General features: G+C 50.4%; 29 protein-coding genes and 2 tRNA genes. 15 read left to right on the top strand and 16 right to left on the bottom strand.

What is annotated here, in order from left to right; genetic code table 11:
• Nucleotides 1-36: 36 nt before the first annotated feature.
• On the bottom strand, nucleotides 37-543 hold the full coding sequence (locus tag ACJAZW_RS03215) for a disulfide bond formation protein B (RefSeq protein ID WP_415155427.1): 507 nt from the start codon (nucleotides 541-543) through the stop codon (nucleotides 37-39).
• 24 nt (nucleotides 544-567) lie between these two features.
• Entirely contained in the window at nucleotides 568-1,149 is a 582-nt protein-coding gene (locus ACJAZW_RS03210; RefSeq protein ID WP_415155426.1) for a YqaA family protein, read from the bottom strand.
• A gap of 133 nt (nucleotides 1,150-1,282) precedes the next feature.
• On the opposite strand from ACJAZW_RS03210, the gene ACJAZW_RS03205 reads away from it, so the two are divergent.
• The 3 genes from ACJAZW_RS03205 to ACJAZW_RS03195 all read left to right on the top strand — a co-directional run bounded on the left by ACJAZW_RS03205 (nucleotide 1,283) and on the right by ACJAZW_RS03195 (nucleotide 5,099).
• A tRNA-Leu gene (locus tag ACJAZW_RS03205) sits at nucleotides 1,283-1,367 on the top strand.
• Nucleotides 1,368-1,734: 367 nt separating this feature from the next.
• Nucleotides 1,735-3,744, top strand: a complete 2,010-nt coding sequence (locus tag ACJAZW_RS03200; RefSeq protein WP_415155425.1) for a methyl-accepting chemotaxis protein — start codon at nucleotides 1,735-1,737, stop codon at nucleotides 3,742-3,744.
• A 260-nt stretch (nucleotides 3,745-4,004) separates the two neighbouring features.
• Nucleotides 4,005-5,099: a D-alanyl-D-alanine carboxypeptidase family protein gene (locus ACJAZW_RS03195; protein WP_415155424.1), complete on the top strand. Its 1,095-nt coding sequence runs from the start codon at nucleotides 4,005-4,007 to the stop codon at nucleotides 5,097-5,099.
• A 15-nt stretch (nucleotides 5,100-5,114) separates the two neighbouring features.
• On the opposite strand, the gene ACJAZW_RS03190 is transcribed toward ACJAZW_RS03195, so the two are convergent.
• Entirely contained in the window at nucleotides 5,115-5,336 is a 222-nt protein-coding gene (locus ACJAZW_RS03190; RefSeq protein ID WP_415155423.1) for a tautomerase family protein, read from the bottom strand.
• Between the two features lie 144 nt (nucleotides 5,337-5,480).
• Here ACJAZW_RS03190 and ACJAZW_RS03185 point away from each other — a divergent pair, with 144 nt between their 5' ends.
• Entirely contained in the window at nucleotides 5,481-6,164 is a 684-nt protein-coding gene (locus ACJAZW_RS03185) for a winged helix-turn-helix transcriptional regulator (RefSeq protein ID WP_415155422.1), read from the top strand.
• Here ACJAZW_RS03185 and ACJAZW_RS03180 read toward each other — a convergent pair.
• Genes ACJAZW_RS03180 through ACJAZW_RS03170 form a run of 3 tightly spaced genes read right to left on the bottom strand, consistent with a single transcriptional unit; the run spans nucleotide 6,161 to nucleotide 7,961 of the window.
• Nucleotides 6,161-7,216 (bottom strand): bifunctional transcriptional activator/DNA repair enzyme AdaA, encoded by a 1,056-nt coding sequence (locus ACJAZW_RS03180; protein ID WP_415155421.1) that lies wholly within the window; start codon nucleotides 7,214-7,216, stop codon nucleotides 6,161-6,163. The two genes, ACJAZW_RS03185 and ACJAZW_RS03180, sit on opposite strands and share 4 nt — an antisense overlap.
• Nucleotides 7,217-7,276: 60 nt before the next feature.
• Entirely contained in the window at nucleotides 7,277-7,510 is a 234-nt protein-coding gene (locus ACJAZW_RS03175) for a sulfurtransferase TusA family protein (protein WP_415155420.1), read from the bottom strand.
• Nucleotides 7,497-7,961: a CAP domain-containing protein gene (locus ACJAZW_RS03170; RefSeq protein WP_415155419.1), complete on the bottom strand. Its 465-nt coding sequence runs from the start codon at nucleotides 7,959-7,961 to the stop codon at nucleotides 7,497-7,499. The genes ACJAZW_RS03175 and ACJAZW_RS03170 overlap by 14 nt, the downstream gene beginning before the upstream one ends.
• Nucleotides 7,962-8,127: 166 nt before the next feature.
• Here ACJAZW_RS03170 and ACJAZW_RS03165 point away from each other — a divergent pair, with 166 nt between their 5' ends.
• Nucleotides 8,128-8,436 carry a hypothetical protein gene (locus ACJAZW_RS03165; protein WP_415155418.1) on the top strand — a complete coding sequence of 103 codons (309 nt, stop codon included), beginning with the start codon at nucleotides 8,128-8,130 and terminating at the stop codon, nucleotides 8,434-8,436.
• Here ACJAZW_RS03165 and ACJAZW_RS03160 read toward each other — a convergent pair.
• From ACJAZW_RS03160 to ACJAZW_RS03150, 3 genes are all read right to left on the bottom strand, one after another.
• Complete coding sequence (locus ACJAZW_RS03160; protein ID WP_415155417.1) at nucleotides 8,433-8,672, bottom strand: DUF1203 domain-containing protein; 240 nt, start codon at nucleotides 8,670-8,672, stop codon at nucleotides 8,433-8,435. The genes ACJAZW_RS03165 and ACJAZW_RS03160 overlap by 4 nt on opposite strands.
• Complete coding sequence (locus ACJAZW_RS03155; RefSeq protein ID WP_415155416.1) at nucleotides 8,630-8,908, bottom strand: DUF1203 domain-containing protein; 279 nt, start codon at nucleotides 8,906-8,908, stop codon at nucleotides 8,630-8,632. The genes ACJAZW_RS03160 and ACJAZW_RS03155 overlap by 43 nt, the downstream gene beginning before the upstream one ends.
• Before the next feature lie 75 nt (nucleotides 8,909-8,983).
• A complete protein-coding gene (locus tag ACJAZW_RS03150; protein WP_415155415.1) occupies nucleotides 8,984-9,535 on the bottom strand; it encodes a DUF924 family protein in 552 nt (183 codons plus the stop codon).
• Nucleotides 9,536-9,691: 156 nt separating this feature from the next.
• Here ACJAZW_RS03150 and ACJAZW_RS03145 point away from each other — a divergent pair, with 156 nt between their 5' ends.
• The gene (locus ACJAZW_RS03145; RefSeq protein ID WP_415155414.1) at nucleotides 9,692-11,038 is read left to right on the top strand and encodes an NAD(P)H-dependent oxidoreductase; all 1,347 of its coding nucleotides are present in this window, start codon (nucleotides 9,692-9,694) and stop codon (nucleotides 11,036-11,038) included.
• Here ACJAZW_RS03145 and ACJAZW_RS03140 read toward each other — a convergent pair.
• Nucleotides 11,021-11,950, bottom strand: a complete 930-nt coding sequence (locus ACJAZW_RS03140) for a zinc ABC transporter substrate-binding protein (protein ID WP_415155413.1) — start codon at nucleotides 11,948-11,950, stop codon at nucleotides 11,021-11,023. The two genes, ACJAZW_RS03145 and ACJAZW_RS03140, sit on opposite strands and share 18 nt — an antisense overlap.
• A 152-nt stretch (nucleotides 11,951-12,102) precedes the next feature.
• Here ACJAZW_RS03140 and ACJAZW_RS03135 point away from each other — a divergent pair, with 152 nt between their 5' ends.
• The 7 genes from ACJAZW_RS03135 to ACJAZW_RS03105 all read left to right on the top strand — a co-directional run bounded on the left by ACJAZW_RS03135 (nucleotide 12,103) and on the right by ACJAZW_RS03105 (nucleotide 16,767).
• The gene (locus ACJAZW_RS03135) at nucleotides 12,103-12,909 is read left to right on the top strand and encodes an ATP-binding cassette domain-containing protein (RefSeq protein ID WP_415155412.1); all 807 of its coding nucleotides are present in this window, start codon (nucleotides 12,103-12,105) and stop codon (nucleotides 12,907-12,909) included.
• Nucleotides 12,902-13,714, top strand: a complete 813-nt coding sequence (locus tag ACJAZW_RS03130) for a metal ABC transporter permease (protein WP_415155411.1) — start codon at nucleotides 12,902-12,904, stop codon at nucleotides 13,712-13,714. The genes ACJAZW_RS03135 and ACJAZW_RS03130 overlap by 8 nt, the downstream gene beginning before the upstream one ends.
• Nucleotides 13,715-14,110: a Fur family transcriptional regulator gene (locus ACJAZW_RS03125; RefSeq protein ID WP_415155410.1), complete on the top strand. Its 396-nt coding sequence runs from the start codon at nucleotides 13,715-13,717 to the stop codon at nucleotides 14,108-14,110.
• 68 nt (nucleotides 14,111-14,178) lie between these two features.
• Nucleotides 14,179-14,403: a DUF2188 domain-containing protein gene (locus ACJAZW_RS03120; RefSeq protein ID WP_415155409.1), complete on the top strand. Its 225-nt coding sequence runs from the start codon at nucleotides 14,179-14,181 to the stop codon at nucleotides 14,401-14,403.
• A gap of 3 nt (nucleotides 14,404-14,406) precedes the next feature.
• Entirely contained in the window at nucleotides 14,407-15,036 is a 630-nt protein-coding gene (locus ACJAZW_RS03115) for a hypothetical protein (protein ID WP_415155408.1), read from the top strand.
• Nucleotides 15,033-15,692, top strand: a complete 660-nt coding sequence (locus ACJAZW_RS03110; RefSeq protein ID WP_415155407.1) for a 5-formyltetrahydrofolate cyclo-ligase — start codon at nucleotides 15,033-15,035, stop codon at nucleotides 15,690-15,692. Before ACJAZW_RS03115 ends, ACJAZW_RS03110 begins: the two co-directional genes overlap by 4 nt.
• Before the next feature lie 118 nt (nucleotides 15,693-15,810).
• Nucleotides 15,811-16,767, top strand: coding sequence for a diguanylate cyclase (locus ACJAZW_RS03105; protein ID WP_415155406.1), 957 nt, complete (start codon nucleotides 15,811-15,813; stop codon nucleotides 16,765-16,767).
• A gap of 46 nt (nucleotides 16,768-16,813) precedes the next feature.
• Here the strand turns inward: ACJAZW_RS03105 and purU are convergent, their stop codons facing one another.
• Both purU and ACJAZW_RS03095 read right to left on the bottom strand, forming a co-directional pair.
• On the bottom strand, nucleotides 16,814-17,698 hold the full coding sequence (gene purU / locus ACJAZW_RS03100; protein WP_415155405.1) for a formyltetrahydrofolate deformylase: 885 nt from the start codon (nucleotides 17,696-17,698) through the stop codon (nucleotides 16,814-16,816).
• Nucleotides 17,699-17,841: 143 nt separating this feature from the next.
• Nucleotides 17,842-17,918, bottom strand: a tRNA-Arg gene (locus ACJAZW_RS03095).
• A gap of 165 nt (nucleotides 17,919-18,083) precedes the next feature.
• Here ACJAZW_RS03095 and ACJAZW_RS03090 point away from each other — a divergent pair.
• Together ACJAZW_RS03090 and ACJAZW_RS03085 are read left to right on the top strand one after the other, a co-directional pair.
• Complete coding sequence (locus ACJAZW_RS03090; protein ID WP_415155404.1) at nucleotides 18,084-18,857, top strand: thermonuclease family protein; 774 nt, start codon at nucleotides 18,084-18,086, stop codon at nucleotides 18,855-18,857.
• Between the two features lies 1 nt (nucleotide 18,858).
• A complete protein-coding gene (locus ACJAZW_RS03085) occupies nucleotides 18,859-20,313 on the top strand; it encodes a M48 family metalloprotease (RefSeq protein ID WP_415155403.1) in 1,455 nt (484 codons plus the stop codon).
• A 48-nt stretch (nucleotides 20,314-20,361) separates the two neighbouring features.
• On the opposite strand, the gene ACJAZW_RS03080 is transcribed toward ACJAZW_RS03085, so the two are convergent.
• From ACJAZW_RS03080 to ACJAZW_RS03065, 4 genes are all read right to left on the bottom strand, one after another.
• Nucleotides 20,362-20,928: a CarD family transcriptional regulator gene (locus ACJAZW_RS03080; RefSeq protein WP_415155402.1), complete on the bottom strand. Its 567-nt coding sequence runs from the start codon at nucleotides 20,926-20,928 to the stop codon at nucleotides 20,362-20,364.
• 289 nt (nucleotides 20,929-21,217) lie between these two features.
• The gene (gene fdxA / locus ACJAZW_RS03075; RefSeq protein ID WP_415155401.1) at nucleotides 21,218-21,556 is read right to left on the bottom strand and encodes a ferredoxin FdxA; all 339 of its coding nucleotides are present in this window, start codon (nucleotides 21,554-21,556) and stop codon (nucleotides 21,218-21,220) included.
• Between the two features lie 176 nt (nucleotides 21,557-21,732).
• A complete protein-coding gene (locus ACJAZW_RS03070; RefSeq protein WP_415155400.1) occupies nucleotides 21,733-22,122 on the bottom strand; it encodes an RNA-binding S4 domain-containing protein in 390 nt (129 codons plus the stop codon).
• Nucleotides 22,123-22,133: 11 nt separating this feature from the next.
• Complete coding sequence (locus ACJAZW_RS03065; protein WP_415155399.1) at nucleotides 22,134-24,935, bottom strand: helicase-related protein; 2,802 nt, start codon at nucleotides 24,933-24,935, stop codon at nucleotides 22,134-22,136.
• Between the last annotated feature and the right edge of the window lie 137 nt (nucleotides 24,936-25,072).

The raw sequence follows: 25,072 nt of genomic DNA, 5'->3' as shown, positions 1-25,072 counted from the left end.
TTTCGACTCAAATCAGACATACAGGCGTTTGAACAATTATGATTTTTTATTGGCGTGGAAATTTAAGTAGCCCGCGTAGAGCAATGCCGCAGTAATAATTGTAGAAACAATCGCGTTCAGCCCGGCAAAGCTGAGGCCAAAGAACCGCACCTGCGCGCGGTCGCACGGGATAACCACCGTTTCATTGATGTTCTGCAAATCGGCAAAATCAGCGATACCAGCACCAATGCCTGTGCAGGTGTCCGGACCGGGCCACCAACCCCATTCTACGCCGGCATGATAGCCGCCCATCCACGTGCCATAAGCAAAAATCAGGGCCGCGACACCTAAAAACATCGTCCGTAGATTGGCGGTCAGGCGATCCCATAAGAATAAACCAACCAGCAAAATGGGAATGCCAATATAGTAGGGATTACGCTGTTCGTAGCACAGATCGCACGGGATATAGCCGCCAATATATTGAAAGCCGTAGGCGCTCAATATCGATGCTGTCGCGAGCACCATTGCGCCCAATGTCAGGTTTTTTGCGTTCAACTCAATCACGGCAGTCCCCAATAGTTTAGCCGGTTAAATCAAAAATTTGATGGCAACAAAGCCGCCGACCAGCAAAGCGCAGCCGATGAAAAACATCAATCCAAGTCGTTTTTCAATGAAATCTTTTATGGGCGGACCAAAGAAAAACAGCAATCCCGCGACGATGAAAAATCGCAGGCCACGCGCCACGATAGAGGAGAGGATGAATATGGGTAGATTAAGGCCGGTTGCGCCCGACGCTATGGTGATCACCTTATAGGGGAAGGGTGTCAGGCCAAACACAAAAACGATCAATAGTCCCCAATCATTAAAGGCCATCTGGAAGGTTTCAAATTTGTCCCAGTAGCCGTAAAATTCAAGAATGGGACGGGCGATTGTTTCGAGTAAAGCTGACCCAATATAGTAACCCAACATGCCACCAAGGACCGACGTGACGGTACAAATAAGGGCAAACTTCCATGCAGAATTACGTTTTGCCAACACCATCGGGATCAGCATGATGTCTGGCGGCATGGGAAAAAACGAGCTTTCAGCAAACGAAATGGCGCCGAGGGCTTTGGGGGCATGTTTAGATGCGCCGAGCGCTAAAACCCAGTCATATAGGCGTCTGATCACAAGCATCAATCCTTAGATTTAATTCAGGACACGATGCCCTTTTGCGCCCCAGATGTAATCAGTTTGAATTTCGTGTCAATCAGTGATTGACGCGCCAGCGTTTTTGGCTATATTCCGCCCCGATCACCTTAGTGCGGGTGTGGCGGAACTGGTAGACGCGCGGGATTCAAAATCCCGTTCTTTCGGGAGTGGGGGTTCGATTCCCTCCACCCGCACCAAACAAAAACCCGGTATGCTTTTTAGCTGCCGGGTTTTGTTTTGCCTAAATGTCTCACCATGGCACTTTCACATCATTGACCAGATAACTATTCAATCGGCTGACATGGCTTTTCATCAGTTGTGCGATTGCGCGTTGCCTGCGACAATTTATCCGTAATGGTTTATGCTTACTTAACTGATTTCATTGCAAAGTGCTGAGCGAATGGTCGAATAAAGGTTGATCAAGAATTATTGCCAATTTGGTATGGGTGGGGCTAATGCGCCGTCAAAATTGGTACATTTTGCGAAGATACCTTACTCGGATATTGCGGTTTAGGGATACGCACGGCAGGTGCGTATGTCATGATTTTGCTGGAGAATTGGCGCATGCATAAACTAAAGATTTCTGCCCGAATTTACCTTCTTGTTGCGCTATCCATGGTAGCGGTTGGATTGCTCGCCTATTTGAGCATCAGCAATATCAACAATACGCGCACCGATCTGCGTTCACAGGAACTGGTGTCGTTAACTGATTCAGCGATTGCGATTGTGCAGGCGAACTTTGACCGCGCAGAAGCGGGCGAGATCACCGTTGAAGAAGCGCAAGCCAATGCATTGCGCTCCCTTGAAGATATTCGATATCGCGGTGCTGAATATTTCTTTGCCATCGATGATAGTGGCGTGATGATCATGCACCCATTTGCAAAGCAATTGGTGGGTGGCAATCAGCTTGGTATGAAAGACGTCAACGGAAAAGCAATTTTTGTCGACATGATCGCTATTGCGAAGAAGCAAGGCGCGGGTTTCATGGAATATGTCTGGCCGCGTGGCAAAGAAAAAACACCGGTCGATAAAAGCAGCTATGTTTCCTACTTCAAAAATTGGGGTTGGATCGTTGGCACGGGCGTTTATATTGATGATCTACGCGCCGCCAATCAACAAACATTGATGCAACAACTCGGCTTGACCGCGGCGATTGCTGGGGCGCTGTTGGCGCTTGCGTTCGTCATCGGACGGTCAATTACCAAACCTGTTGGAACACTTACTCAGATTATGCGTGAACTGGCTTCGGGCGACAATGAAGTTGAAGTTTTGGGGGCTGATCGATCCGACGAAATTGGAGAGATGGCGCGCGCTGTGGAAATCTTCCGTGAAAACGGGTTGAAAATGGCGGAACTTGGCGAACAGGATGTCGAGCAACGCAAGCAAACCCGCGAAGAGCGGGCGCAGATGATGCAAGATTTGCAGCGGGCTTTTGGCAAGGTTGTTGATGCGGCCGTGCAAGGCGACTTTACCAACCGCGTTGATATGGAGTTTCCAGATCCTGAATTGAACGCACTTGGCCAAAGTGTAAATGGATTGGTCGAAACTGTGGATCGCGGACTGCATGAGACCGGCGAAGTGCTTGCAGCGCTTGCTCAGACCGATCTCACCCAACGTGTTGAAGGTGATTATCAGGGCTCGTTCCTAAAACTTAAACAAGATACCAATGCGGTCGCAGACCGGCTGACTGAAATTGTTGGGCGATTGCGTGAAACTTCTGGCGGTCTAAAGTCGGCAACTGGCGAGATTTTGGTGGGCGCTAACGATTTGAGTGAACGCACCACACGCCAGGCTGCCACGATTGAAGAGACGTCTGCTGCGATGGAGCAATTGTCCGAGACGGTTGCAGACAACGCCCAAAAAGCACAATTGGCGACGCAAAAGACAACACACGCTTCCCAACTTGCTTCAGAAGGTGGTGAGGCGATGGCCCATGCCTCTACGGCAATGGAACGCATTACAAGTTCATCTTCAAAAATCTCCAATATTATTGGTTTGATTGATGACATTGCATTCCAAACCAACTTGCTGGCATTGAACGCTTCGGTTGAAGCGGCAAGGGCTGGCGAAGCGGGCAAAGGCTTTGCGGTTGTGGCGGTGGAAGTGCGGCGCTTGGCACAAAGTGCTGCGGGTGCATCTTCTGAGGTAAAAGTCTTGATTGAGCAAAGTGCGGGTGAGGTATCTGAGGGCACCAAGCTTGTTTCCGGCGCATCGGCCAAACTTGGTGAGATGCTCACTGCGGTTCAAGAAAATGCAGCTTTGATGGCAGACATTGCCCAAGCTTCAAAAGAGCAATCATCTGCGATTTCAGAAGTTGGTATGGCCGTGCGCCAGATGGATGAAATGACCCAGCATAATGCGGCATTGGTGGAAGAAACCAACGCAGCAATTGCTCAAACCGAAACTCAAGCGGTTGAATTGGATCAGATTGTTGACGTGTTCCGGATTAAAGGTTCAGCCTCGCATTCAAAGCCAGTTGAAGCACCAGCGCCTCAGCAAAGGGCCGCGCCGAAAAAGCCGTCTTACGCTAGTCAAGGCAATGCTGCGATCAGCGAGGACTGGGCGGAGTTTTAGGCTGCAATCCTGTTAAAATTGAGTTTTGCTGGGCGGGGATGTTGATCACATCTCCGCCCATTGCATTTTGGCTGGCCTGTTGGGGTAACATGTCAGTTTGTTGGATTATGTTATGGGCATATTGACGGGGTTGGACGCAAAACTAATTTCTTTGTGCGTATGTTTGGGGCAAAAATGAACATCAATTTGCCCCATTGCATTTGCATCAAGCTTCTTGTCTGGTAACAAGTTGGCTCGTTACAGTTTTGGGTAGGGATGAAATGCGCGTTCTGCGTTGGGTGATTGCTGTCAGTATTTTGGTGTTTGGCGCGTGTTCGTCAGCGCTTGCCATTCCGCAATTGCTGGTCGACATGCAAAGCGGCGAGGTTCTGTACGAAGAAGACGCGGGCGTTGCATGGTATCCAGCGTCGCTAACCAAGCTGATGACAGCCTATGTGGCGTTTGAAGCTATTGCAGCAGGCGAAGTCGAATTGAACACGCCGGTGATCATGTCGGCAAATGCGCTTAAAGCGCCCCCCAGCAAAATGGGCTTTCCCGTGGGTACTGCTGTAACACTAGAGGATGCACTTTATCTGCTGATCGTAAAATCGGCTAATGATGTGGCGATTGCTGTAGCTGAAACGGTGGGGGGCAGCGAAACTAAGTTTGTTGCTTTGATGAATGCACACGCGCGTAATTTGGGGTTGAGCAACACCAATTTTGTCAATCCAAATGGGTTGTATGAATTGCAACAAGTCACCAGTGCTCGGGATTTGGCGGTCCTATCGGTTGTGATCCGCAATCGATACCCGCAATATGACGGGCTTTTTGATACACGCACTATTGAGTTTGGCAAATCCAAATTGGCGTCCTTCAATATTTTGTTGACCAAGTTTCGCGGTACGACGGGGATGAAAACCGGTTATTTGTGCGCGTCTGGGCTGAATATTGTTGCGACCGCAGAACGGCAGGGCCGCAAATTGATGGCGGTTGTTATGGGCGCATCCTCGGAGCGGGAGCGGGGCGAACTTACCGCTTTGTTGCTGGAACGTGGCTTTGATGGTCGGTATAAAGGCGGCGGAAAATCGGTTATCGGCTTGGCCAATTTGGCGTCGATGCCGGTGAATATGCGCGACAAGATTTGTGGAACACAAGCGAAGTCTTATGCGCAAGATCGTGAGGTTGCGTTTCCATTTGGGCTTGATGGTCAACCCACCTATTTAGGGGACACGATCGCACCAAAACGGGTGCAGATCCGCACATTGGGCAAATTGGTGAATGTGGACTTACCGCGCCCACGCCCCGCGTACAATTTTGTACCCGAGGTCGCAACGGTTGAACTGCCACGCCTAAGACCGCATTATATACAGCCTTAGGCGACATTGTGCCGATTAACCGCTTCCACGGGCCATGTCTTGCACATCGCCGGATTGTAGGCGTTGACCGCCTATTGCCCAATCGCCGCTTTTCACTTCCAGTATGCGCACCCAAGTGACGCCGCGTAAGTTCTCGCCTTCAATGGCGACGACTGCGTCTGTTACATTTGTGATGAGTTTTTGTTTTTGATCTGGGGTGAACACCCCTTCGATTACATTGATGTCGATGAGCGGCATATCTGTCTCCTTGTTGGTTGAACCTCAACGTTAAGACAGTCGGGATTGGCTGCCCTAGTGTAGAAAATGGATCGGTGCTGGTACTCTATCTGTACTGGACGAGACCATATGGGGTGCCCATACTCCAGCATGTGAGGAGGGATGATGTCCCAAAACAGCTATAATCAGTTTTGCCCGATTGCGATGGCATGCGAAATATTGGAGCCGCGTTGGACGCTTTTGATCATGTGCGAAATGTGGTCGGGCTCCATGCGATTCAATGAAATCCGGCGCGGGGTGCCGCGCATGTCGCCAACTTTACTGTCGAAGCGCCTCAAAGAAATGGAAGTGCGCGGGTTGATCACGCGACGCGAAGACGGGGTGACGGGGGCTGTGACCTACAAGATTACGCCTGTGGGCAATGAACTTGGCCCAATCGTGCATGCGTTGGGGCAATGGGCGCACCGCAATGTTGATTCAGAGGTGACGCTTGAGCATTTGGATGCGCGGCTTTTGATGTGGAATATCCGCCGCAAAGTGGATCGAAATGCGCTGCCAATGAAGCAGAAAACAACGATCCAATTTATGTTTCGTGAGCTTGAAACTGAGCAACCCAGCTATTGGTTGATTGCCAAACCCGGTTGCGATGTGGACATTTGTTGGAGTGATCCTGGGTTTGATGTTGATCTTTTTGTCAGTGCCGAGCTTAAAGCTATGACCTCAGCTTGGCTTGGTTTGTCCCGTTTGGAAAAAGAGATTGATGACCAAAAGATCGAACTTATTGGTGACGAGCTTCTTGCCAGCACGATTGGCACATGGTTGGTGCGTAGCACGTTGGCGGGATGTTAACGGACCAAATATTGCCGCTCCAATTCAATCAGCTTTTGTTTGCGCCACAACCCGCCGCCATATCCGGTGAGCGAGCCATCTGCGCCAATTACCCGATGGCACGGAATGAGGATGGCAATTTGGTTGGCGCCATTGGCCCGCGCCACGGCTCGGGTGGCGGTGGGGCGGCCAATATCGTTCGCCAATTCAGAATAGCTCTTGGTGTGACCTGTGGGAATAGTCCGCAAATTGTTCCATACATTTTTTGTGAAGACAGAACCATGCAACGCCAAGGGCACTGTAAACTGATCCGATTTTCCGGCGAAAAATTGTTTGAGTTCTTCGTCCACTTGATCAGTGGGCGCAAACCGGCCAATGCCAATATTGCCCTTGACCGTCTTCACTAGCTTTTTGAGTTCAGTGGGCAATGCCTTGCGGTCTCCAAATTCTAACAAATGCAAGGCGTTGTTATCGCATATGGCAATCATTGCGCCCAAAGGCGTGTCGATCCAATCCGCTTTGAGCAGGGCATCCTTAACCAGTTTACCCGGCGGTAGACCCAGTAGTTTTGCAAAAGCGGCTCGAAAAGCGCTGGGGGAGGCGTATCCTGCGTCCAATTGCGCTTCGATGACCTTGCCGCCACCGGCCAAGGTGGTGAACCCATCTCGGATGCGGCTGAGGCGGGCCATTTCCAAAAACGTAATGCCAAATTGACGCTTGAACGCTCGGCGCACCGTTGAGGGGTCAAAACCCATGTTGGTGATGTCGTCTTCACACCAACGATGAGCAGGTTTAGCTTCTAGTGCGTTGGTGAGCGCTTGAATGGTTGGGTCACCATTGGCTTCGGGCGCGAGCGGCTTGCATCTTTTGCAGGGGCGAAATCCTGCCGCAATGGCGACGGATACCTCAGAATAGAAGCTGCAATTTTCGCGCTTGGGTTTTCTTGCCGTACATGTCAGGCGACAAAAGATATGGGTGGAGGACACGCCCACATAGGCGCGTCCATCGTAGGATGGGTTGCGGTCAAGCAGCGCTTGATAGAGTTGGTCGTCATTTGGCAATTGAAAAAGCATGCGCGCAATCTAGCGCAGTTTTAGATTGTTGTCCGTTCGATTTCGGGCGTCTATTGGCTTTTAGGATTTTTGAATTTCAAAACGCAGCACTTTACCATCTTGCGTGCTCGAAAGAAGCTTGTGTCTGGCTTTGTTGCACATGTTTGGAATATCAATCACAGCAATTGGGTCGCTCGCCAATAGTATCAAAACATCGCCGCTGGCCATATTGCTCAAAGCTTTTTCAGCCTTGATCACGGGCAGCGGGCAATTGAGGCCAATTGTATCCACCAGCATATGATTACTCGGCGACAATGAGTACCCAATGGGCACCAAAGCTTGAATTGGCGTTGTAAGTTACGGCTAGCCCTGCATTTGTTACATTTGGCATCAAAAGTGTTTTTGCATCGCGGTTTGACCCGCGCCAACCAGAAAATGTTTCAGCAAAAGTGGTATAGCCGGCGCTGAATAGGGCCGATGCATTTGCCCGTCCAGCGACGAGTGCAGCGGCACCATTATTGTTGCCGTCTTTTGCGTAGCGTGCAGCTGCTTGTGAGGCGGCTATATTGAGTTCTGTGGTGAGGACAAGTGCAGCCAAATTGTTTGCGGCGCGATATTGATTGATCAGGCCAATGGCTTCTTGCTTATCAAGTTGAGCGCCTGGGTTCGCCATTGAAGCGGTAAGTCCGGCGGGCAACGGTGATGTGGCGTTCAGACAGCCTGCAAGCGGCAACAGCAACATAAATACAGCAAGAATTCTGAACATGGCGTCCCCCAACAATTTGCGATTAAATAGCTCTTAGCAGGCCTTGATTGGAACAGCCAGCTCACAGTGCAATTTCAAAACGAATGTTGCTTGATGGAGGCGAACTGCGGCAGCAATATGAAGTTCTTGGGGTAAAGTGGACAATTGCAAAATTGGGAGTGTGAATATGGCAAGGGTTTTGGTGATGGGACGCAAACCCGGGATTGTAAAGGCTGTCAAATTACAGTTTGGCGATTTGGGTGTTTCTTGGGTGGAGGTGGGGAATTTTGCTGATGTGTCAACATCCTTGGACGCGCACCCCGATATTGGCATCGCAATTATGGGCGCGGGCCTTGATGACAAAATGCGGGGCGAATTAATAGGTTTGATTGCGCGCAAACGCCCCGATATTTCCATTCACCTTAAAGACCGCAAGTCCGGCCCAACGGGAATGGCGCCATTTGTTGCGCAGTTGGTGAAAAGCTTTATCGCTTAATTCGCCCGGTCTATGCGGGTGGTGAAGCACGTATAGGCTGCGGAGCGTAAGTGGATGAACGCAACATCTTTGTGCGCAAAAATTTGCTCGGCAGTGTTTTGTAGATCTGAAACATTGACGATTTGGCCTGTGCGATAGTCGATCTTTTCATCTGCCGAATAACCGCGAATGATGAATGTTTCGCGGCCTGCAACTACCGGTGGGACGATATTTTTTCTCCAGCAAAGCGTTCGCAAGGATCGCTGCAGATAAAAATCGGCCCCGTTTCTGCAAAATGTCCTGTTGATGAAAACGGCTTGTATGCGCCCAACAAAACCAACTTTCCTTCTTTGATGTTTTTAAGGCAGTGGCGACAAGGTGCGCCGCCATCCGAAATGCGGGTTTCGAGCGGGTTGCCATGTTCGTCCGGGCCACCCTCCCACCAATTTTGAGCAACAGAAGTTGGAATTGGGGTGAAAATTATGTCAATCATTGGGCTCTCCTTTTGTGAGGAGAACAACATCAAATCTAAAGACATTGCGACCCGGATTTGACCAAATAAGCAGCCTTACTGTCCAAAGCTGTCATGTTCTTTGGACAAGAATTCATCTTCTTGGGGTGTGTTTTGTCTGCCCAAAACTTGATTGCGGTAAGGATAGCGGCCGAATTTTTCGATCATTGTGCGGTGCTTGAGTTCATATTCAAGGCTGTTTTCGCCCGGTAGCGCGCCAAATAGTTTCATCGCTTCGTCGTGCACCGCCAAACTTTCACAATGCATGTACGGCATGTAGGCAAAAGTGCGCCAGTCCTCGTCCAATTTCATATCATCGCCTCGGATCACCATTTCTTGTGCCAATGTCAATGCTATTGGATCGCATGCAAAAGCACGCGGGTCCTTGCGGTAAAGTTGACGGGTGAATTGGTCGAGCACGATAATTTCCGCCAACCGATTTTCAGGCGAAGTGCGCCAGGCAAAAAGTTCACCCTTGTGCGCGGCTGTGTGCGTGGCGGTGAATTTGTCCGCGATTTTTTTGTCGAAGTCTTCGCCACCTGTGAACCAGTCTTTAGCACCGTGGTCCTTAAACCAAAACTGGATGATGTCTTGTGGCTGTACGATCATTATTATTGTCCCCGAAATGATTTGATTTGGGTGTAGGTTGCAATTGTCTTGCCACTAGATCAAGCGCTTGCTGGTGACGATTTGTTGATGTGTCCTATCGCCAAGCGTTAAATGCTGGGCTAAAAGGCAGCGAAACAAAAAGCACAAGGTGCATTTATGTCGAAATCCCCATCCAGTCAGTTCCAAATGCCACCAGAAAGCCTAACGGGGCTCAGCCGTGATTTGTTGCGGCTTGAAGAAGCCGGCAAGCAGGTGATGATCGGGTTGATTGGCGCGGGGGAAATGGGCACTGATCTGATCATGCAAGTGGCGCGGATGCGTGGTCTGCGGATTGGTGCTGTGGCGGTGCGCAATGCAGCAAATGCCTTGAGGGCTGTCGAAATCGCCTATGGTGATCGCGATAATGGCGTTGTGTGCGAAAGTAATGCAGCGATTACAAAAGCCATTGAGGCGGGTAAAATTGCCATTTGTTGCGACGCGGCGTTGGTGGCGAACAATGAGCTGATTCACCAGGTCGTCGAAGCAACGGGTAAACCGAGCGTGGGTGCAGATATCGGATTGCAAGCGCTTGAAGCGGGCAAACATCTGATCATGATGAATGTGGAAGCCGACGTTACTGTTGGCGCTTATCTGAAGCGGCGCGCACAAGAACTTGGGCTGATCTATACGGTTGGTGCGGGTGATGAGCCATCTTCGATCATGGAGCTGATTGATTTTGCAAACGCCTTGGGGCTGCCAATTGTTTCGGCGGGAAAGGGCAAAAATAACCCGTTGAATGTGGAGGCTGTGCCTGACGATTATGCGGCTGAGGCCGAAGCGCGCAACATGAACCCGCGCATGCTGGTGGAGTTTGTCGATGGGTCAAAAACCATGGTTGAAATGGCCGCATTGGCGAACGCGACGGGCTTGGTGCCAGACAAGCCGGGGATGCATGGACCACAGGCAACGCTTGATACGCTTGAAGATATTTTGATCCCGGAATGGGATGGCGGCATTCTGTCGGATGTGGGTCGGGTTGATTATACAATCGGTGAAGGCGTCGCGCCGGGTGTTTTTGTGATCGTTAAAGCGCCGCATGAACGCATTCGTGAGCGCATGGCGGACCTAAAAGTTGGGCGGGGGCCGTATTTCACGCTTTATCGTCCCTTTCATTTGACCAGCCTAGAAGTGCCTTTATCCTGCGCGCGAGTGGCGCTGTATGGGCAAGTGGATATGCAACCATTGGACGTGCCCGTGGCGGAGGTGTGTGCTTTGGCGAAGAAGGACATGGCATCGGGCGAGAAGTTTGATGCAATTGGGCAATATTGCTACCGTTCATGGACGATGACGGCAATTGAGGCGCGCGCAGCGAATGGCGTGCCATGTGGGTTAATAGAGGGCGGCGTTGCCACCGCCCCGATCAAAAAAGGTGAGATGATCACCTATGCAAATTGTCAACCAGATGCGCGCCAGGCCATTGTTCGATTGCGTGCAAAACAAGATGCATTATTGGGGTTGGCTTAGGCAGTTGACTATGCTGCTGGTCATGTTCTCGATCAGATTGAAATAAAGCGTCGCGCCGCTCACCAGGTCTGCACCCAGCGGGTCGATTTCCGCCGAATTGACATTTGTTCCTTCAATGGCGAGTTCTATCAGCTTGGCGTCAAATTGCGGCTCTGAAAATATGCAGGCAATTTGGTTGTTGGCAAGCGCGTTTTTGAGCTCGGTCAGGCGTTTTGCGCCGGGTTTGATTTCGGGGCTCAGCGTAACGGTTCCAGTATTTTTTAATTCGAATCGCTTTTCATAATATTGGTATGCGTCGTGAAAGGTGACAAATTGCTTGTCCTTCACAGCGGCCAAACGCTGCTTGGTTGTTGCCATTTGCGCGTCTAACCTGCCGATCAACTCGCGTGCGTTTTTGCGATACTCGATCTCGTTCACCGTGTCGGCAGCGCTTAGGGTATCGGCAATAATGTTCGTCATGGTTTTCGCGTTTTCGGGATCGAGCCAGATATGCAAATCATGTGCGCCATGTTCGGGTTCGGTTTCCGCCAACGTATCTATCAGCCCTTGCGTCGGGGCGAATTCACGCACCTCGAGCAAAGCGATGCCGGGCTGTTGGGTAAATTCAATTGCCGTAGCGTTTTGCGGTAAAGTTTGTATGGCTTTTTTTAAGAAGCTTTCAAAATTCTCATCAACCCAGAAGATCACATCGGCATTTTGCAGGTTTTGCGCATCCGAAGGCTTGAGCGCATAGGTGTGGGGCGATGTGTTGGCGGGCACCAACACGGTTACGTCAGCAAGCCCTTGGCTGATATATTCCACCAATGATTCAACCGGCCGAATTGAAGTGACCACTTTCAATCTTTCTGCCAGGGCGGGTTGCGCCAAAATAGCAAAAAGGCTTGCGCAAACTAGGGAGATGATGGGGCGCATTTGGACTCCTGATGTCATTTGATATGTTATACTATTACATAGATTGTGTTATGATATAACGTATGGCATAGAGGGTGGCAACAAAGAAAAGCACGCGCAAAAACCCTATGACCAAAAATGTAAAACCATTCAAAACCGAGGGAACTCAGCACATGGCTACACAGAATTTGCTGGTTTCGCTGACAAATGTCGGCGTTGAGCGCGAGGGTAAATGGCTGGTGCGCGGTGTTGATTTTGATGTGCGCCGTGGCGAAATCGTGACATTGATCGGCCCAAACGGGTCGGGAAAATCAACGAGCGTTAAGTGTGCTCTTGGGGTCATTGATCCCACAGAAGGCAGTGTGAAACGGGCAGACAATTTGACAGTGAGTTACGTGCCGCAAAAGTTCAACTTGGATTGGACATTGCCCCTTAGGGTTAAGCGGTTGATGAACCTGACCGCCACGCATTCACAACCAGAAATTGAAGAGGCGCTGAGCCAAGTGGGCATTGCCCATCTTGCCGAAGCGGAGGTTAGCCAACTGTCCGGCGGCGAGTTGCAGCGGGCGCAATTGGCCCGCGCCATGTTGCGCAAACCTGACCTTTTGGTGCTCGATGAACCGGTGCAAGGCGTTGATTTTCAAGGTGAAGCCGCTTTATATGAGCTCATTCTACATATGCGGGATGAGCACAATTGTGGCGTGCTACTGATCTCTCATGATTTGCATGTGGTGATGGCGGCTACCGACACCGTAATTTGTTTGAATGGGCATGTGTGCTGTCGCGGCGCGCCGAAATCTGTGGTGGCGAGCGAAGAATATAAACGTTTGTTCGGCGCACGAGCGCTGGATGCACTGGCAATTTATGACCACCAGCATGACCACACCCATTTGCCCGATGGCCGGGTGCAACATGCTGACGGCACCATCTGCGATGATTGTGACCATTCGCCAGCGCACAAGGAGCATGATCATGCTTGATGATTTTTTTGTGCGCGCGATGGTGGCAGGGATTGGGTTTGCCTTGGTCACCGGGCCACTTGGGGCCTTTGTGGTGTGGCGACGCATGGCCTATTTCGGCGACACGATGGCGCACTCAGCTCTGTTGGGCGTGGCGATTAGCTTGCTGTTGAACATCAATATGATGGTGGGTGTTGTTGGTGCTGCGTTGTTGGTTAGTGCGGCCCTACTGGTGTTGGAACGGCGCGGCGTTTTTTCGTCCGATGCGCTGTTGGGCATCTTGTCGCACTCAACACTGGCACTGGGTTTGGTGCTGGTTGGCTTTATGAGTTGGGTGCGAATTGATTTAATGGCGCTTTTGTTTGGCGATATTTTGGCGGTATCAAAAGTTGATATTGCGCTGATTTACGGATTTGGCGCGCTGATTTTGGTCGGCATTGCTTGGGGCTGGCGGCCGCTGATTGCTGCAACCGTCAATGTGGAGCTGGCACAGGCTGAAGGCATGCACCCGCAACGGGTGCGGATTTTGTTGATGGTTTGTTTGGCGGTTCTGATTGCAGTGGCCATGAAAATTGTTGGCATATTATTGATCACGGCGTTATTGATCATCCCGGCCGCCGCAGCGCGACGATTATCTGCGAGCCCTGAACAAATGATCGTAATTGCTTCTATCATCGGGGTGATTTCTGTGATCGGTGGGCTGAATATGAGCCTTGCCTATGACACTCCATCCGGCCCTTCAATTGTTGTGGCGGCGCTGATCTTGTTTCTGATCAGCCTCAGTCCTCTTTCTGTTTTGTGGCGTAAAAAAAGAAAGGTGAGCTAGATGACACAAGAGCAAAAACTCACCAAAAATCAAACGTTGGTTTTTGATAAGCTCGTCGCATCCACAGGACCGATGAGCGCTTATGATTTACTCGACGAATTGCGCGGCCAGGGCCTAAAAGCCCCGTTACAGATTTATCGCGCCCTTGAGAAATTGCAGGAAGCTGATCTGGTGCATCGGTTAGAAAGCATAAATTCGTTCGTCGCTTGTGCGCAGCCAAATTGCCACGCCAAGACGGGCTTGGTTGCTTTTGCGATTTGTGAAAAATGTGGTGTGGTTTCTGAGTTTTCCGATGAGGTGGTGCAAAGCCGCCTTGCCGATTGGGCCGATGAGCGCCAGTTCACGCCCACCAAAACCAGCCTTGAAATTAGAGGGCTTTGCCAGGGGTGCGGGTGAGAAGGTTTTTGTTTGTTGGAAAACCGTTCTGGAATTGCTATATTGGGTATCAAAGAAAGGAGCCGCCAATGTCAAAAAAAGGACAGCATGTCGTCCCAAATGGAGGCAAATGGAGCGTTCGCAGAGCGGGAGCCACTCGAGCTACTGGAACTTATGCCACACAACAAGAAGCAATTGAGCATGCAAAAGTTATTGCAAGAAACCAGAATACCGAACTTTATGTCCATGGTCGAGATGGCCGAATTCGTGAGCGAAATTCATACGGCAACGATCCCAGCACAGTAAAAGGATAGTGATTGCAACAAGACAATTTTGATCAAAATGTCTTTATCAATTGTCCTTTTGATGAAGACTATGAACCCCTACTTCAAGCGATAATTTTCACAATTTTGTATTTTGATTTTATTCCACGCTTTGCCACTGAGCGGGAAGACGCGGGTGAGGCTAGACTTGCAAAAATCGTCGACCTTATCCGATGTTCGAGACTGTCAATCCATGACCTAAGTCGTTGCCAAGCCAAGGGCAAGGGTGAGTATTTTCGGCTCAACATGCCGTTTGAGCTCGGGATTGACTATGGCTTTCGAAATTTTGGTGGAGCGCACGGAGCCAGCAAGCGGTTCTTAATTCTTGAAGAACAGAAGTACCGGTACCAAGCATCAATTTCTGATATAGCGGGGTGTGATATAAAATTTCACTCGGGGGAATTTGAGAAAGCTGTTCGGCAGGTGCGCAATTGGCTTGCGACATTATTCGATGGTCAGGCTGACGGAGCTGCAAAAGTATTGGGTGCATATGTTGATTTCCAAGAGTGGTATTATGAAATTCAACTTGAAGCGGGGTTTTCTGAAGATGATATCCAAGATTACCCAACAGCAGAACTGTTGGCAGCTATGAAGAATTGGTTTGAACAGGGCAGACCGGTTTGACCTCCTCCCCCACATGCTATCGCGACGGCTTCAAAGAAAATTGGCGCGGCGAATTGGTCGAGTATGACGCACAAGCTGCGAAAGACGTTGCGGTGTGGCGCAAGGCGGAGCGACAGCGCCTAATCGGTTGGCGGCAAGGGGTGTCGAATGATGAACGGCTAGGACATGCGGCCAAAATCTGCGCCTGCCTGTTCGAATTGATTAAGCCCAATGAAACACACATCATATCCGCCTATTGGCCATTTAAGGGCGAGCTTGATTTGCGCCCCTTCATGGTTGCGGCGATTGAAGCGGGCGCAACCATTGTGTTGCCAGTGGTGGAGCAGCGCAACACGCCGCTGCAATTTCGGTATTGGACGCCTGACGTAAAAATGGAACGTGGGATTTGGGGTATTTTGCAGCCGGTAAGTCCTGAGCCATTTCTACCAAATGTGGTCATAGCGCCTTTGGTTGGTTTTGATGATAAAGGATACCGTTTGGGTCATGGCGGTGGTTATTATGATCGCACACTTGCCGCGTATGCCGAACAGCCTCAAAAAATTGGCGTTGGGTTTGAAGAACAGCATCTCAACACCATTTATCCACAGCCGCATGACGTGCCAATGGATGCGATTTTTCTGGCTAGTGGATTGATATCACACAATAAAGTTTCGTGAGAACTTTGAATTCTTTTCGTTAGCGTTTCTATTTAACGAATTAACTATTTACTTGCAGTTTCTTAACTTCAATCTAATAGGTTGAATATTACTCAAATGTTCGAGTATGTGAGACAAAATGGAAGAGTTCGACCTTTTTGCGGATGATGTTGACGACGTCAATACCATCGTCAAAACGCAAAAATCGCTGTTCGATACTGAACAGCGGTTGGGTGCGATGCTTGACGCCATGCCGATTGGGCTTTTGTTTCACACCCAGCAGGGTATTCTTTACGCGAATGATCAGGCCTGCCAGCTCCTTGGGGCGAAAAAGTCGGAGCTTGTTGGCAAGCACTTTCTCGACTATGTCCGGCAAGCCGAATTCCTAGAAGCCAATGCACTGTTGCAATCTGCATTCGATGCCGAGCAAAAAGCTGTGGAAGCGGAGAGTGTGATTGCCAGTAATGGTGGCGCAGACAAGCTGATTAAAATAACCGCAAGCCGGTTACCGTGGGAAGGCACACCGGTCATTCAGGTGCTGTTTCAGGATATAACAGCGCAGAAAAAAGCCGAACAATCTTTGCGTAAGCTCTCCATTACGGATGAGTTGACGGGAGCCTTTAACAGGCGTCACGTTTTTTACGAAGCGGAGAGTTATTTACAGCAAGAAAACGTACCGCCTGTCACGATTGCCATGCTTGATGTTGATCACTTTAAGTCGGTTAACGACACATATGGCCACGCATTGGGTGATACTGTGTTGAAAGAAATTACCGATCTGGCGCATGCGTTTGTGCCGACGATTTCGCATTGCAAGTCGGCGATGTTCGCGCGAATTGGTGGTGAAGAGTTCCTTTTCTTATTGCCGGGCTTGAAATCGGACGAAGGCTTTGCCATTGCGGATGAGTTCAGACGCTCGCTTATGCGCTTGCGTTTTCCAAGCGAAGATGGTCGCTTGGTGAGCATAACGGGAAGCTTTGGTGTTGCTGAGTATCGATCAGGTGACAAAACCATCGATAAGTTACTGAGCCGTGCCGATGCTGCACTTTATCAGGCCAAAGAAAACGGCCGCAACCAAGTTTGCCACGCGACCTAGGGTCTGAACTCAATTGAGTCCAGACCCTAGTTATTCTTCTCCACTATTATCCCATGCGCTCCGATGCATAGCTGTCGGGGCTGGCGGGGAACACGATGGATTTGTTGCCGCTAATAAAGGCGCGATGATGAATGTGCGCGTGGATTGCGCGGGCCAACACTTGGCTTTCTACGTCCCGGCCCAGAGCGACATAGTCGTTTGCGCTTTGCGCATGGGTGACGCGCACGATATCTTGTTCAATGATTGGGCCTTCATCCAAGTCGGATGTGACATAGTGAGATGTTGCGCCGATCAGTTTGACGCCGCGGGCATGGGCTTGTTTGTAGGGGTTTGCCCCCTTGAAGCTTGGCAGGAAAGAATGGTGAATATTGATGATTCGCCCAGACATTTTTTTGCACATCTGGTCCGAAAGCACCTGCATATAGCGGGCCAATATGATAAGCTCTGCGCCAGTATTTTCAATGATGGCAAGCTGTTGGGCTTCAGCTTCGGCCTTTGTCTCTTTGGTCACTTTGATGAGATGGAAGGGAAGGCCCCGACTTTCGACCAGGTCTTGATATTCATTGTGGTTGGAAATAACGGCAACGATGTCGATTGGCAATGCGCCGATTCTCCATCGATATAAAATGTCGTTTAGGCAATGCCCAAATCGCGAAACAAAAATTGCGACTTTCATTTTTTTCGTTTCATCGAAGAAATTAAATTTCATGCCATGTGTGATCGCCACCGCTTCGAATTCGCGCTGCAAATTAGCAAGAGTGAGGGTTTTGGTGCAGGTGAAACTGATCCGCATAAAAAAACCGCCATTTTCTAAATCGTCAAACTGGGCGCTGTCCGTGATGTTGCACACATTGTTGGCCAAGTAAGTTGCTATGGCGGCAACAATGCCGGGTTGAGATTGGCATTCAACAGTCAAAGCAAACTTGTTCATTTTGGGGGGGGATGTCCTTTGATGATTGGCTTTATGGTGGTGCGTTGGATCATTTAGTTGGGTGTGGGCAGACAATGCAAGGGGGGTTGGGTCAATCTGGTTTGTTGCCAAGAGTTAGAGCTCACAATAGCCGCATTTGAAAATGGTGATCCCGACGCGATTCGAACGCGTGACCCCCAGATTAGGAATCTGGTGCTCTATCCTGCTGAGCTACGGGACCACTCGGGCGGCAACATAGCTTGTGCGCTGCACTAAGAAAAGTCGGAATAAGGGATGATTTTTGCCATAATTTCATGCAACATCGCAGTCTGATCATATTGTAAGTTTGTTTGGGGCAAGTTATTTCTTGGTGTCTTTTCGATTTGGAATGTTTGCGGCGGCTTTCATGAGCATAACCATGTTTTTTGGCGGCGCGGCGTTTGCCTGTGAGACATTGAAACCGGGCCCAAAGGGGCGTGTGGTTGAAGTGACTGATGGCGACACGGTTATTCTTGATGGTGGCGAAAAGATCCGTTTGATCGGCATGCAAGCGCCAAAACTGCCGCTTGGTCGAGTTGGCTTTGAAAAATGGCCCTTTGCCGATGAAGCGCAAGTGTTTTTGAGCGCTTATTCGCTCGGGAAAAATGTGCGAATTTACTATGGTGGTGCGCGCAAAGACCGACATGGTCGGGTGCTTGGTCATATGTTTGTGGATGATGATCGGGAAAAATGGGCGCAAATTGCCATGATTGGTGCAGGGCTTGCGCGGGTGTATTCGTTCAGTGATAATCGGCACTGCTTGGACGAATTGTTGATGGCGGAACGCCAGGCACGGACGGACCGCAAAGGCATCTGGGCTCACCCCTATTACAAGCTACGCGATGCGCACAAACCACAGCTTCTGGAAAAACGCGACGGTTATTACGAATTGGTCGAGGGTCGGATATTTGATGTGGGTGACACGACATATCGGGTATACTTGAATTTCGGGCGTGAATGGAAAACGGACTTCACTGTGGTTATTGATCGGCGTGCCGTGAAGCAATTTACTGAGGCTGGGATCGATTTGCAAAAGATTGAGGGTGCTTTGGTGCGCGTACGTGGCTGGATTGATGTGGATGATGGCCCACGGATTGATGTGACCCATCCAGAGCAAATCGAAATATTGGCGTTAAAGTAAAATGAAGTGGCAACAGATCATTATCGTTGGATTGCTGAGCGGCTCCATTTCGGGTTGCACGACAATTTTTGATGGCGGCCCCAATGTTGGGGTGAGCCGGCTGGGTGACGGGTCCACTTTGGTGCCAGCGGGGACCGATCCGAGCGACCAGATTGTGGGGCAACGCGAACATCCAAAAATAGTAGCGTCATACGGAGGGTCTTACGATGATCGCTCGTCTGAGATTATGTTGGCGCGATTGGCGAGCAAGCTGTTGGTCGCTGCTGGTGAAGGTGATGTGCAACTTACGGTCACCATTTTGGACAGTGAAGAGGTCAACGCGTTTGCGCTACCAGGTGGCTATATTTATGTGACCCGGGGGATATTGGCTCTCGCTAATGATGAGGCAGAGCTGGCGGCGGTGCTGGCGCACGAAATCGCGCACCTTACGCTACGTCATGCCCGCGAGCGATCCAACAGAGAACGCACCAGCAAAATTGTTGATAGAGTGATTGGCGGTGTTCTGGGCTCAAACCCTGAGACTGACCAGTCTGCTGCTCGTTCAAAACTTTCATTGGCAGCATTCTCGCAAGCACAAGAATTGTCGGCGGACAAAGAGGGCATAAAAATTGCTGGCCAGGCCGGGTATGATCCACATGCGGCCGCGCGTTTCTTGGGGCTAATGGCACAATTTGCGTCCTATAAAACAAAAGGGCAAACGGGCGATGATTTCTTGTCCAGTCATCCCTCAACACCGGATCGCATTGAATTGGCGGTGAAAGCGGCTCGCGGGTTTGGTGCGCCGGGCATCGGCACCACAGAACGTGAGCGCTATTTGCAGGCGATTGACGGGGTAGCGTTTGGCCCAAACCCGGATAATGGGGCAATTGCCGGTCAGCGTTATATCCATCCAAATCTTGGATTTGTTTTTTCTGTACCCAAAACCTACAATTTAACAAATGCAAATGCATCGGTTGTTGCCGTGGCAAATGACGGCACGGCGGCGCGCTTTGACAGCGTGTTTGTTCCCCCGCAGGTGTCGCTTGCGGACTATTTGAGTTCGGGTTGGGTTTCGGGTTTAAATGAGCAGTCGATAAAATCAGATGAACTTAACAATGTCCCGATGGTCACCGCGTCGGCAAAGACCAAAGATTGGGCGTTTGAGATTGCGGTGTTGCGATTTGAGGGGCAAGTCTATCGCTTCATCTTTGCGGCGAAAGATTCTGGCAAGCGACTGAACAGTGATTTTGATTTTACCTTGAAGAGTTTTAGAAAATTGCGCAGCGCAGATCTGAAGCAAATCCAGCGGTTCGAGTTAGTGGTTGTTGAGGCGCGCGCTGGACAATCTGCACGCGATATGGTCAAGCGGATGAATGGTGTGTCTGATGCCGCAGCGCTGTTTAACGTGTTGAACGGTTTGCTGCCGGGGGATCAATTGATCCCGGGCCAGAGCTACAAGACAGTTCAAAAAAAATAGGGCCGGTCAACAACCAGCCCTATTAGAAGTTGATGCTGGGGTTGGCGATTATGCCGCCGCCTCAGCTGAATCACTGGCTTCGTCAGGTTTTGCGCCACGACGCGGACTTTTTGCCAAATTCTTTTGGATGAGCTGAAGCGCTTCAGTCAATGTGATCTTGTTCACCACGCCAATTTCGCGTGACATGCGATCAATCGCTGCTTCAAACAATTGACGCTCTGAATAGGATTGCTCTGGTTGTTCTTCTGAACGGAAAAGATCGCGCACAACTTCAGCAATCGAAATCAAATCACCGGAATTGATCTTGGCTTCATATTCTTGGGCGCGACGGCTCCACATTGTACGTTTTACACGGGCGCGGCCGGTCACAGTTCTCAGAGCTTTTTCAACTGTTACATCTTCGGCGAGTTTGCGCATGCCGACGCTTTTAACTTTGGCAAGCGGTACACGAAGGGTGAGTTTGTCCTGTTCGAAATTGATCACAAAAAGTTCGAGGGTAATGCCCACGACTTCTTGCTCTTCGACGCCGGTAATTTGCCCGACGCCATGTGCTGGATACACAACAAATTCGCCTGTTTTGAATCCTTGACGCTGCATTGGCTTCTTAGTTACCATTCGGTAAACTCCTAATTGACGCCCCAGCACTCCAACGTGAAGTGCCCTTACTGATCTGTCCCGATCATCGTCGAAAAAAGTGCCGTTCACGAAACTTGTGAGGGTTCTGTGATGGTTACCAAAATCCTAATTTATTTGCTTAGAGCAAAAAAAATGTGCCCTCCGGCACGGCTGGGTAAACGGCAAATTGCGACTGTTACTCATATGTAACACAAAAACGCGACAGAATCAATTTCCTCGCGTTTTTGGGTCGAACGTGCTTAATTTTGCCGTTTACTTGAAAAAGCGATCAATCGCCTTCGCCGGGTGCTTCTGAAAAGTATTTTTCAAATTTGCCGGTTTCGCCATCAAATTTGGCGGCATCTTCAGGGGGATCGCGCTTCTCGGCGATGTTTGGCCATATGTCCGCAAATTTTGTATTGAGCTCAAGCCAGGCTTCTTGGCCGGGCTCTGTGTCAGGCAAAATGGCCTCGGCTGGGCATTCAGGTTCGCACACGCCACAATCGATACATTCGTCTGGATGGATCACAAGCATGTTTTCGCCCTCATAGAAACAATCTACGGGGCAGACTGCAACGCAGTCCATATATTTGCATTTGATACAATTGTCGGTGACGATGTAGGTCATAGGTGGGTTCCGTTAGGTGTTCATTTGCAATAAATTGCAGTTGGGGGAGGTGCAACTGGACTTACCCGGTCCCTTAGAGAAACTGACGGTCTATTGGCTAATGAATTTTTGCCCAAAGTGCAAGGGTGGTTTTGAGCAACGAATTTTAAACCTTTGGCAATGTGTGAAATCTGGTTTCAATCGGGCTGTTTTAGGCGGTCTGTTTCGCGTCTTTGTCGTTTTGTGGGGCGCCCAGCGCCTTTTTCACGCAGCGCAACGGGCAGAAGGCGAGGCCCATCAGATTTGGGAATAGGGGGCGGGCTAAGGTCCTCGAACAGCAAGGCTGCCATTGGGGCAGAGCCACGATTTTCGCCAAGGCCCACAATTTTGAGAATACGAATGCTGCGTGGCAAGGTGATGGTGAGCACATCGCCAATTTTTATCTTGTTGGCTGGATTGACGCAGCGCTCAGAATTGACGCGCACATGGCCGCCATTTACCAGCTTTTGGGCCAATGTGCGGGTTTTGACGCAACGGGCAAACCAGAGCCACTTATCAAGCCTGCGCTTTTGCTCGGGTTCGCTCATGTGGCTTTCAGCTATTTTTTCAGCGCGGCAAGAGCTGCAAATGGCGAATCTGGATCAATCGGCTTTGGCTTGTAAGCAGGCTTGCTTGGCCGTTTATGCTGATTCGGTTTTTTGCCGGCCGGTTTTGCGTCTTTTTTGCCTTTTGCAAAAGGAGGGCGATTTTGTTCGCGCTTCTTGGCATGCTGTGGATTGTTGGTGCGACGTGGTGCCGGGTGCCAAATTTCGTCAAACTGTGGCTCAGCAGGTGCCGCTTCGGCCACTTCAGTCGCTACAATATCTAATTGTGCAGCCCCATCATTGCTTGGCTCATTGCTGTTGGCTGCAGCAACAGTTTCCGCTGTTCCGCCGGTCGCGATTTCGTGGGCAGGTTCAGTTTTGATTGGTGTGCGGGTTAGTTTGTAACCAAGCGATGCCAAAACAGTAGAAAACTCTTCACCTGCACATCCAAGAAGGCTCGTCATTTCCACAGTGACGCGGAACCCGTTGCCATCTGCGGCACCTTCTGGTGGGTTGTCTTGATTGCGTTTTGGATCAAACGAAATCAAAGGGCGAATCAAATCGGCCAAGCGTTCCAAAATGTCGACCCGTACGGCGCGATTGCCGGTGACTTTGAAGCCTGCAATCTCGTATAGCTCTTTTGCAATTTCGGGGTCGGTATCAATTGAGGTGCGACCTGACAAAATGATTTGCGGTAGTTCACGTACACCGGGCTGGCGCACGCCGCCATTTTTCAATGCCCAAAGAATCAGCGCCATTTCGCGCGGTGCTGGTTTTAGCGAAAGCGGCAAATAGATGTGATAGGCACCGAACTTGATGCCCATTTTGCGCATGATGGCGCGCACGTCTTGATCCAGAGATTTTACATCATTGGCAATCTCTGCGCGCGGAATGACCCCAAGGCTTTCGGACAACCGGAATGCTACGCCGCGAGCTGTGCCTTCAAGTTCGGCTGGCTCCTTTAGGGCAATCAATTGCTCCAACTGGGTGTTGATTGCATGGCGCAACCAAAGGTCCAAGCGGTCTTGCACACCCCCCAGGTCCGGTCCGGTCAAGCTTTCATCGGCCAAGATGATCAGACGCGGGGTCAATATGTCATCGCCCGGTGCAAGTTCTGCGATAACCTCGCCGCGCCAGCGGATATGACCTTCGGCGGTCAACACAAATTCATCGTTGGGAGAATCAGTTACTTTCTCGGCCCGTTTCTTGATTTCAGGCGCAATGGCGACGCTGGCCGCAGAGCGCAAATTTTTAGTCTCCCCGCCATCTTGAGATGAAAGGGTAAAGCGAAATCCTTGAATGGATCCGATGGATTGGCCCTCAAGGGATACTTCGCCACTCTGTGATATTTCTGGTGCAGTCATTTGCTTATCTCTTAAATGGCGCATTAATACACTTGTACGGCGATCAATAAACCGCAGCGTGAGACGCTTATGTAGTGCGTCTGACAATGTGTTTTCAATCTCATTTGTTTTTTCACGCCAATAGGTAGGATCTTTTAGCCAGTTTTTCCGGTTTGCGACATAGGTCCAAGTGCGGATTTGTTTGATCCGATTGGACAAAGTGTCAATTTCGCCTTGGTCATTGTCGCAAAACCTGACCTGTTCGGCAATCCAGTCTTCGCTAATTGTTTCGTTTTGCTCAAGATTTAGGAAGATTGTGGCAATTATCTCACCATGTTGGGCGGGGGAGATGTTGCGATAGTCAGGAATAAGTGCGCAATCCCAAGCCAATTCGGTGATTTTCTTACCCGTCTTGGGGCCAATGTCAGGATGCCGCATTAAATATTCTAGTGCCAATTGATCCTTGGCTGTTGGCACATTGGTGAGTTTTTGATGGGTTGTGCGTTGATCAAGCGATTGTTGGAGCAGGGTGAATGAAGCGAAATTGAGTTTTGGGTTGCGCCATTGAAGCACTTTTACGGGTTCAAATTCGTGTGCCTCGAGCTGGCTCACAAGTTGGTCTGAAAACTCCTCAACACCACCGGTCACCCCAAACGTGCCATCTTGTGTGTGTCGTCCTGCACGGCCAGCGATTTGTGCGTATTCAGCGGGAATAAGTGGCCGCATCTGTTTGCCGTCAAATTTCATGTCGGCGGCAAAGGCCACATGATCAATATCAAGATTTAGCCCCATCCCGATCGCGTCAGTTGCGACCAAAAAATCGACCTCGCCATTTTCGTAAAGTTCCACCTGCGCATTGCGGGTGCGCGGGCTCAGAGCCCCCATCACCACCGCCGCGCCGCCGCGCTGGCGACGGATCAATTCGGCGATGGCGTAAACGTCATTGCTGGAAAACGCAACAATTGCAGACCGCCCCGGCTGTCGCGTGATTTTTTTTGAGCCTGAATAGGTGAGTTGGGACAAGCGCGGGCGATAAATAATTTCAACGTCTGGCAGCAGTGCGGCAATGATCGGTGCCATCGTTGCAGCGCCCAGCAATAGCGTTTCGTGGGTGCCGCGCGCGTGCAAAATGCGGTCGGTAAATACATGCCCGCGATCAAGGTGGGTGGCGGTCTGAATCTCATCAATAGCAACGCACTCGACACTGAGATTGGTGGGCATAGCCTCCACAGTGGCGACCCAATAACGTGCGTTTTTAGGGGCAATACGCTCTTCGCCGGTCACCAAAGCCACAGCGGCAACGCCCACCTGATCCACCAATCGCTGATAAACCTCGCGCGCCAGCAGCCGCAGGGGCAGGCCAATCATGCCCGTGCGATGGGCCAACAGGCGTTCAACCGCATAGTGGGTCTTGCCCGTATTGGTCGGGCCCAGAATCGCTTTTACGTTGCCCGCGGCATATTGGGTTTGCATAATCTCTCCGGCACCTTTTGGTGAGGGGGCTGGTTTGACTGTCTTATTTCGAGACAGGGCGGCGGGTCAAACCAGAGTTGGATTCATCTTTGGTACAAAAAGAGAACGAACACAGACCGAATCGGCGTTGAGCGTCC

This window comes from Maritalea sp., assembly GCF_047634455.1.
Lineage (GTDB): Bacteria > Pseudomonadota > Alphaproteobacteria > Rhizobiales > Devosiaceae > Maritalea.
The sequence above is the reverse complement of the archived record's forward strand: the minus strand, read 5'-3'. Positions and strand labels throughout refer to the sequence as shown.

What these genes read in the sequence shown, in the direction of transcription:
- ACJAZW_RS03105 (WP_415155406.1), top strand. Translation starts at nt 15,811, where the DNA reads ATGGAAGAGTTCGACCTTTTTGCGGATGATGTTGACGACGTCAATACC.
- ACJAZW_RS03150 (WP_415155415.1), bottom strand. Translation starts at nt 9,535, where the DNA reads ATGATCGTACAGCCACAAGACATCATCCAGTTTTGGTTTAAGGACCAC.
- ACJAZW_RS03125 (WP_415155410.1), top strand. Translation starts at nt 13,715, where the DNA reads ATGACACAAGAGCAAAAACTCACCAAAAATCAAACGTTGGTTTTTGAT.
- ACJAZW_RS03185 (WP_415155422.1), top strand. Translation starts at nt 5,481, where the DNA reads ATGTCCCAAAACAGCTATAATCAGTTTTGCCCGATTGCGATGGCATGC.
- ACJAZW_RS03065 (WP_415155399.1), bottom strand. Translation starts at nt 24,935, where the DNA reads ATGCAAACCCAATATGCCGCGGGCAACGTAAAAGCGATTCTGGGCCCG.
- purU (WP_415155405.1), bottom strand. Translation starts at nt 17,698, where the DNA reads ATGAACAAGTTTGCTTTGACTGTTGAATGCCAATCTCAACCCGGCATT.
- fdxA (WP_415155401.1), bottom strand. Translation starts at nt 21,556, where the DNA reads ATGACCTACATCGTCACCGACAATTGTATCAAATGCAAATATATGGAC.
- ACJAZW_RS03130 (WP_415155411.1), top strand. Translation starts at nt 12,902, where the DNA reads ATGCTTGATGATTTTTTTGTGCGCGCGATGGTGGCAGGGATTGGGTTT.
- ACJAZW_RS03190 (WP_415155423.1), bottom strand. Translation starts at nt 5,336, where the DNA reads ATGCCGCTCATCGACATCAATGTAATCGAAGGGGTGTTCACCCCAGAT.
- ACJAZW_RS03085 (WP_415155403.1), top strand. Translation starts at nt 18,859, where the DNA reads ATGAAGTGGCAACAGATCATTATCGTTGGATTGCTGAGCGGCTCCATT.
- ACJAZW_RS03145 (WP_415155414.1), top strand. Translation starts at nt 9,692, where the DNA reads ATGTCGAAATCCCCATCCAGTCAGTTCCAAATGCCACCAGAAAGCCTA.
- ACJAZW_RS03080 (WP_415155402.1), bottom strand. Translation starts at nt 20,928, where the DNA reads ATGGTAACTAAGAAGCCAATGCAGCGTCAAGGATTCAAAACAGGCGAA.
- ACJAZW_RS03165 (WP_415155418.1), top strand. Translation starts at nt 8,128, where the DNA reads ATGGCAAGGGTTTTGGTGATGGGACGCAAACCCGGGATTGTAAAGGCT.
- ACJAZW_RS03090 (WP_415155404.1), top strand. Translation starts at nt 18,084, where the DNA reads ATGAGCATAACCATGTTTTTTGGCGGCGCGGCGTTTGCCTGTGAGACA.
- ACJAZW_RS03170 (WP_415155419.1), bottom strand. Translation starts at nt 7,961, where the DNA reads ATGTTCAGAATTCTTGCTGTATTTATGTTGCTGTTGCCGCTTGCAGGC.
- ACJAZW_RS03195 (WP_415155424.1), top strand. Translation starts at nt 4,005, where the DNA reads ATGCGCGTTCTGCGTTGGGTGATTGCTGTCAGTATTTTGGTGTTTGGC.
- ACJAZW_RS03120 (WP_415155409.1), top strand. Translation starts at nt 14,179, where the DNA reads ATGTCAAAAAAAGGACAGCATGTCGTCCCAAATGGAGGCAAATGGAGC.
- ACJAZW_RS03200 (WP_415155425.1), top strand. Translation starts at nt 1,735, where the DNA reads ATGCATAAACTAAAGATTTCTGCCCGAATTTACCTTCTTGTTGCGCTA.
- ACJAZW_RS03180 (WP_415155421.1), bottom strand. Translation starts at nt 7,216, where the DNA reads ATGCTTTTTCAATTGCCAAATGACGACCAACTCTATCAAGCGCTGCTT.
- ACJAZW_RS03140 (WP_415155413.1), bottom strand. Translation starts at nt 11,950, where the DNA reads ATGCGCCCCATCATCTCCCTAGTTTGCGCAAGCCTTTTTGCTATTTTG.
- ACJAZW_RS03135 (WP_415155412.1), top strand. Translation starts at nt 12,103, where the DNA reads ATGGCTACACAGAATTTGCTGGTTTCGCTGACAAATGTCGGCGTTGAG.
- ACJAZW_RS03070 (WP_415155400.1), bottom strand. Translation starts at nt 22,122, where the DNA reads ATGAGCGAACCCGAGCAAAAGCGCAGGCTTGATAAGTGGCTCTGGTTT.
- ACJAZW_RS03155 (WP_415155416.1), bottom strand. Translation starts at nt 8,908, where the DNA reads ATGATTGACATAATTTTCACCCCAATTCCAACTTCTGTTGCTCAAAAT.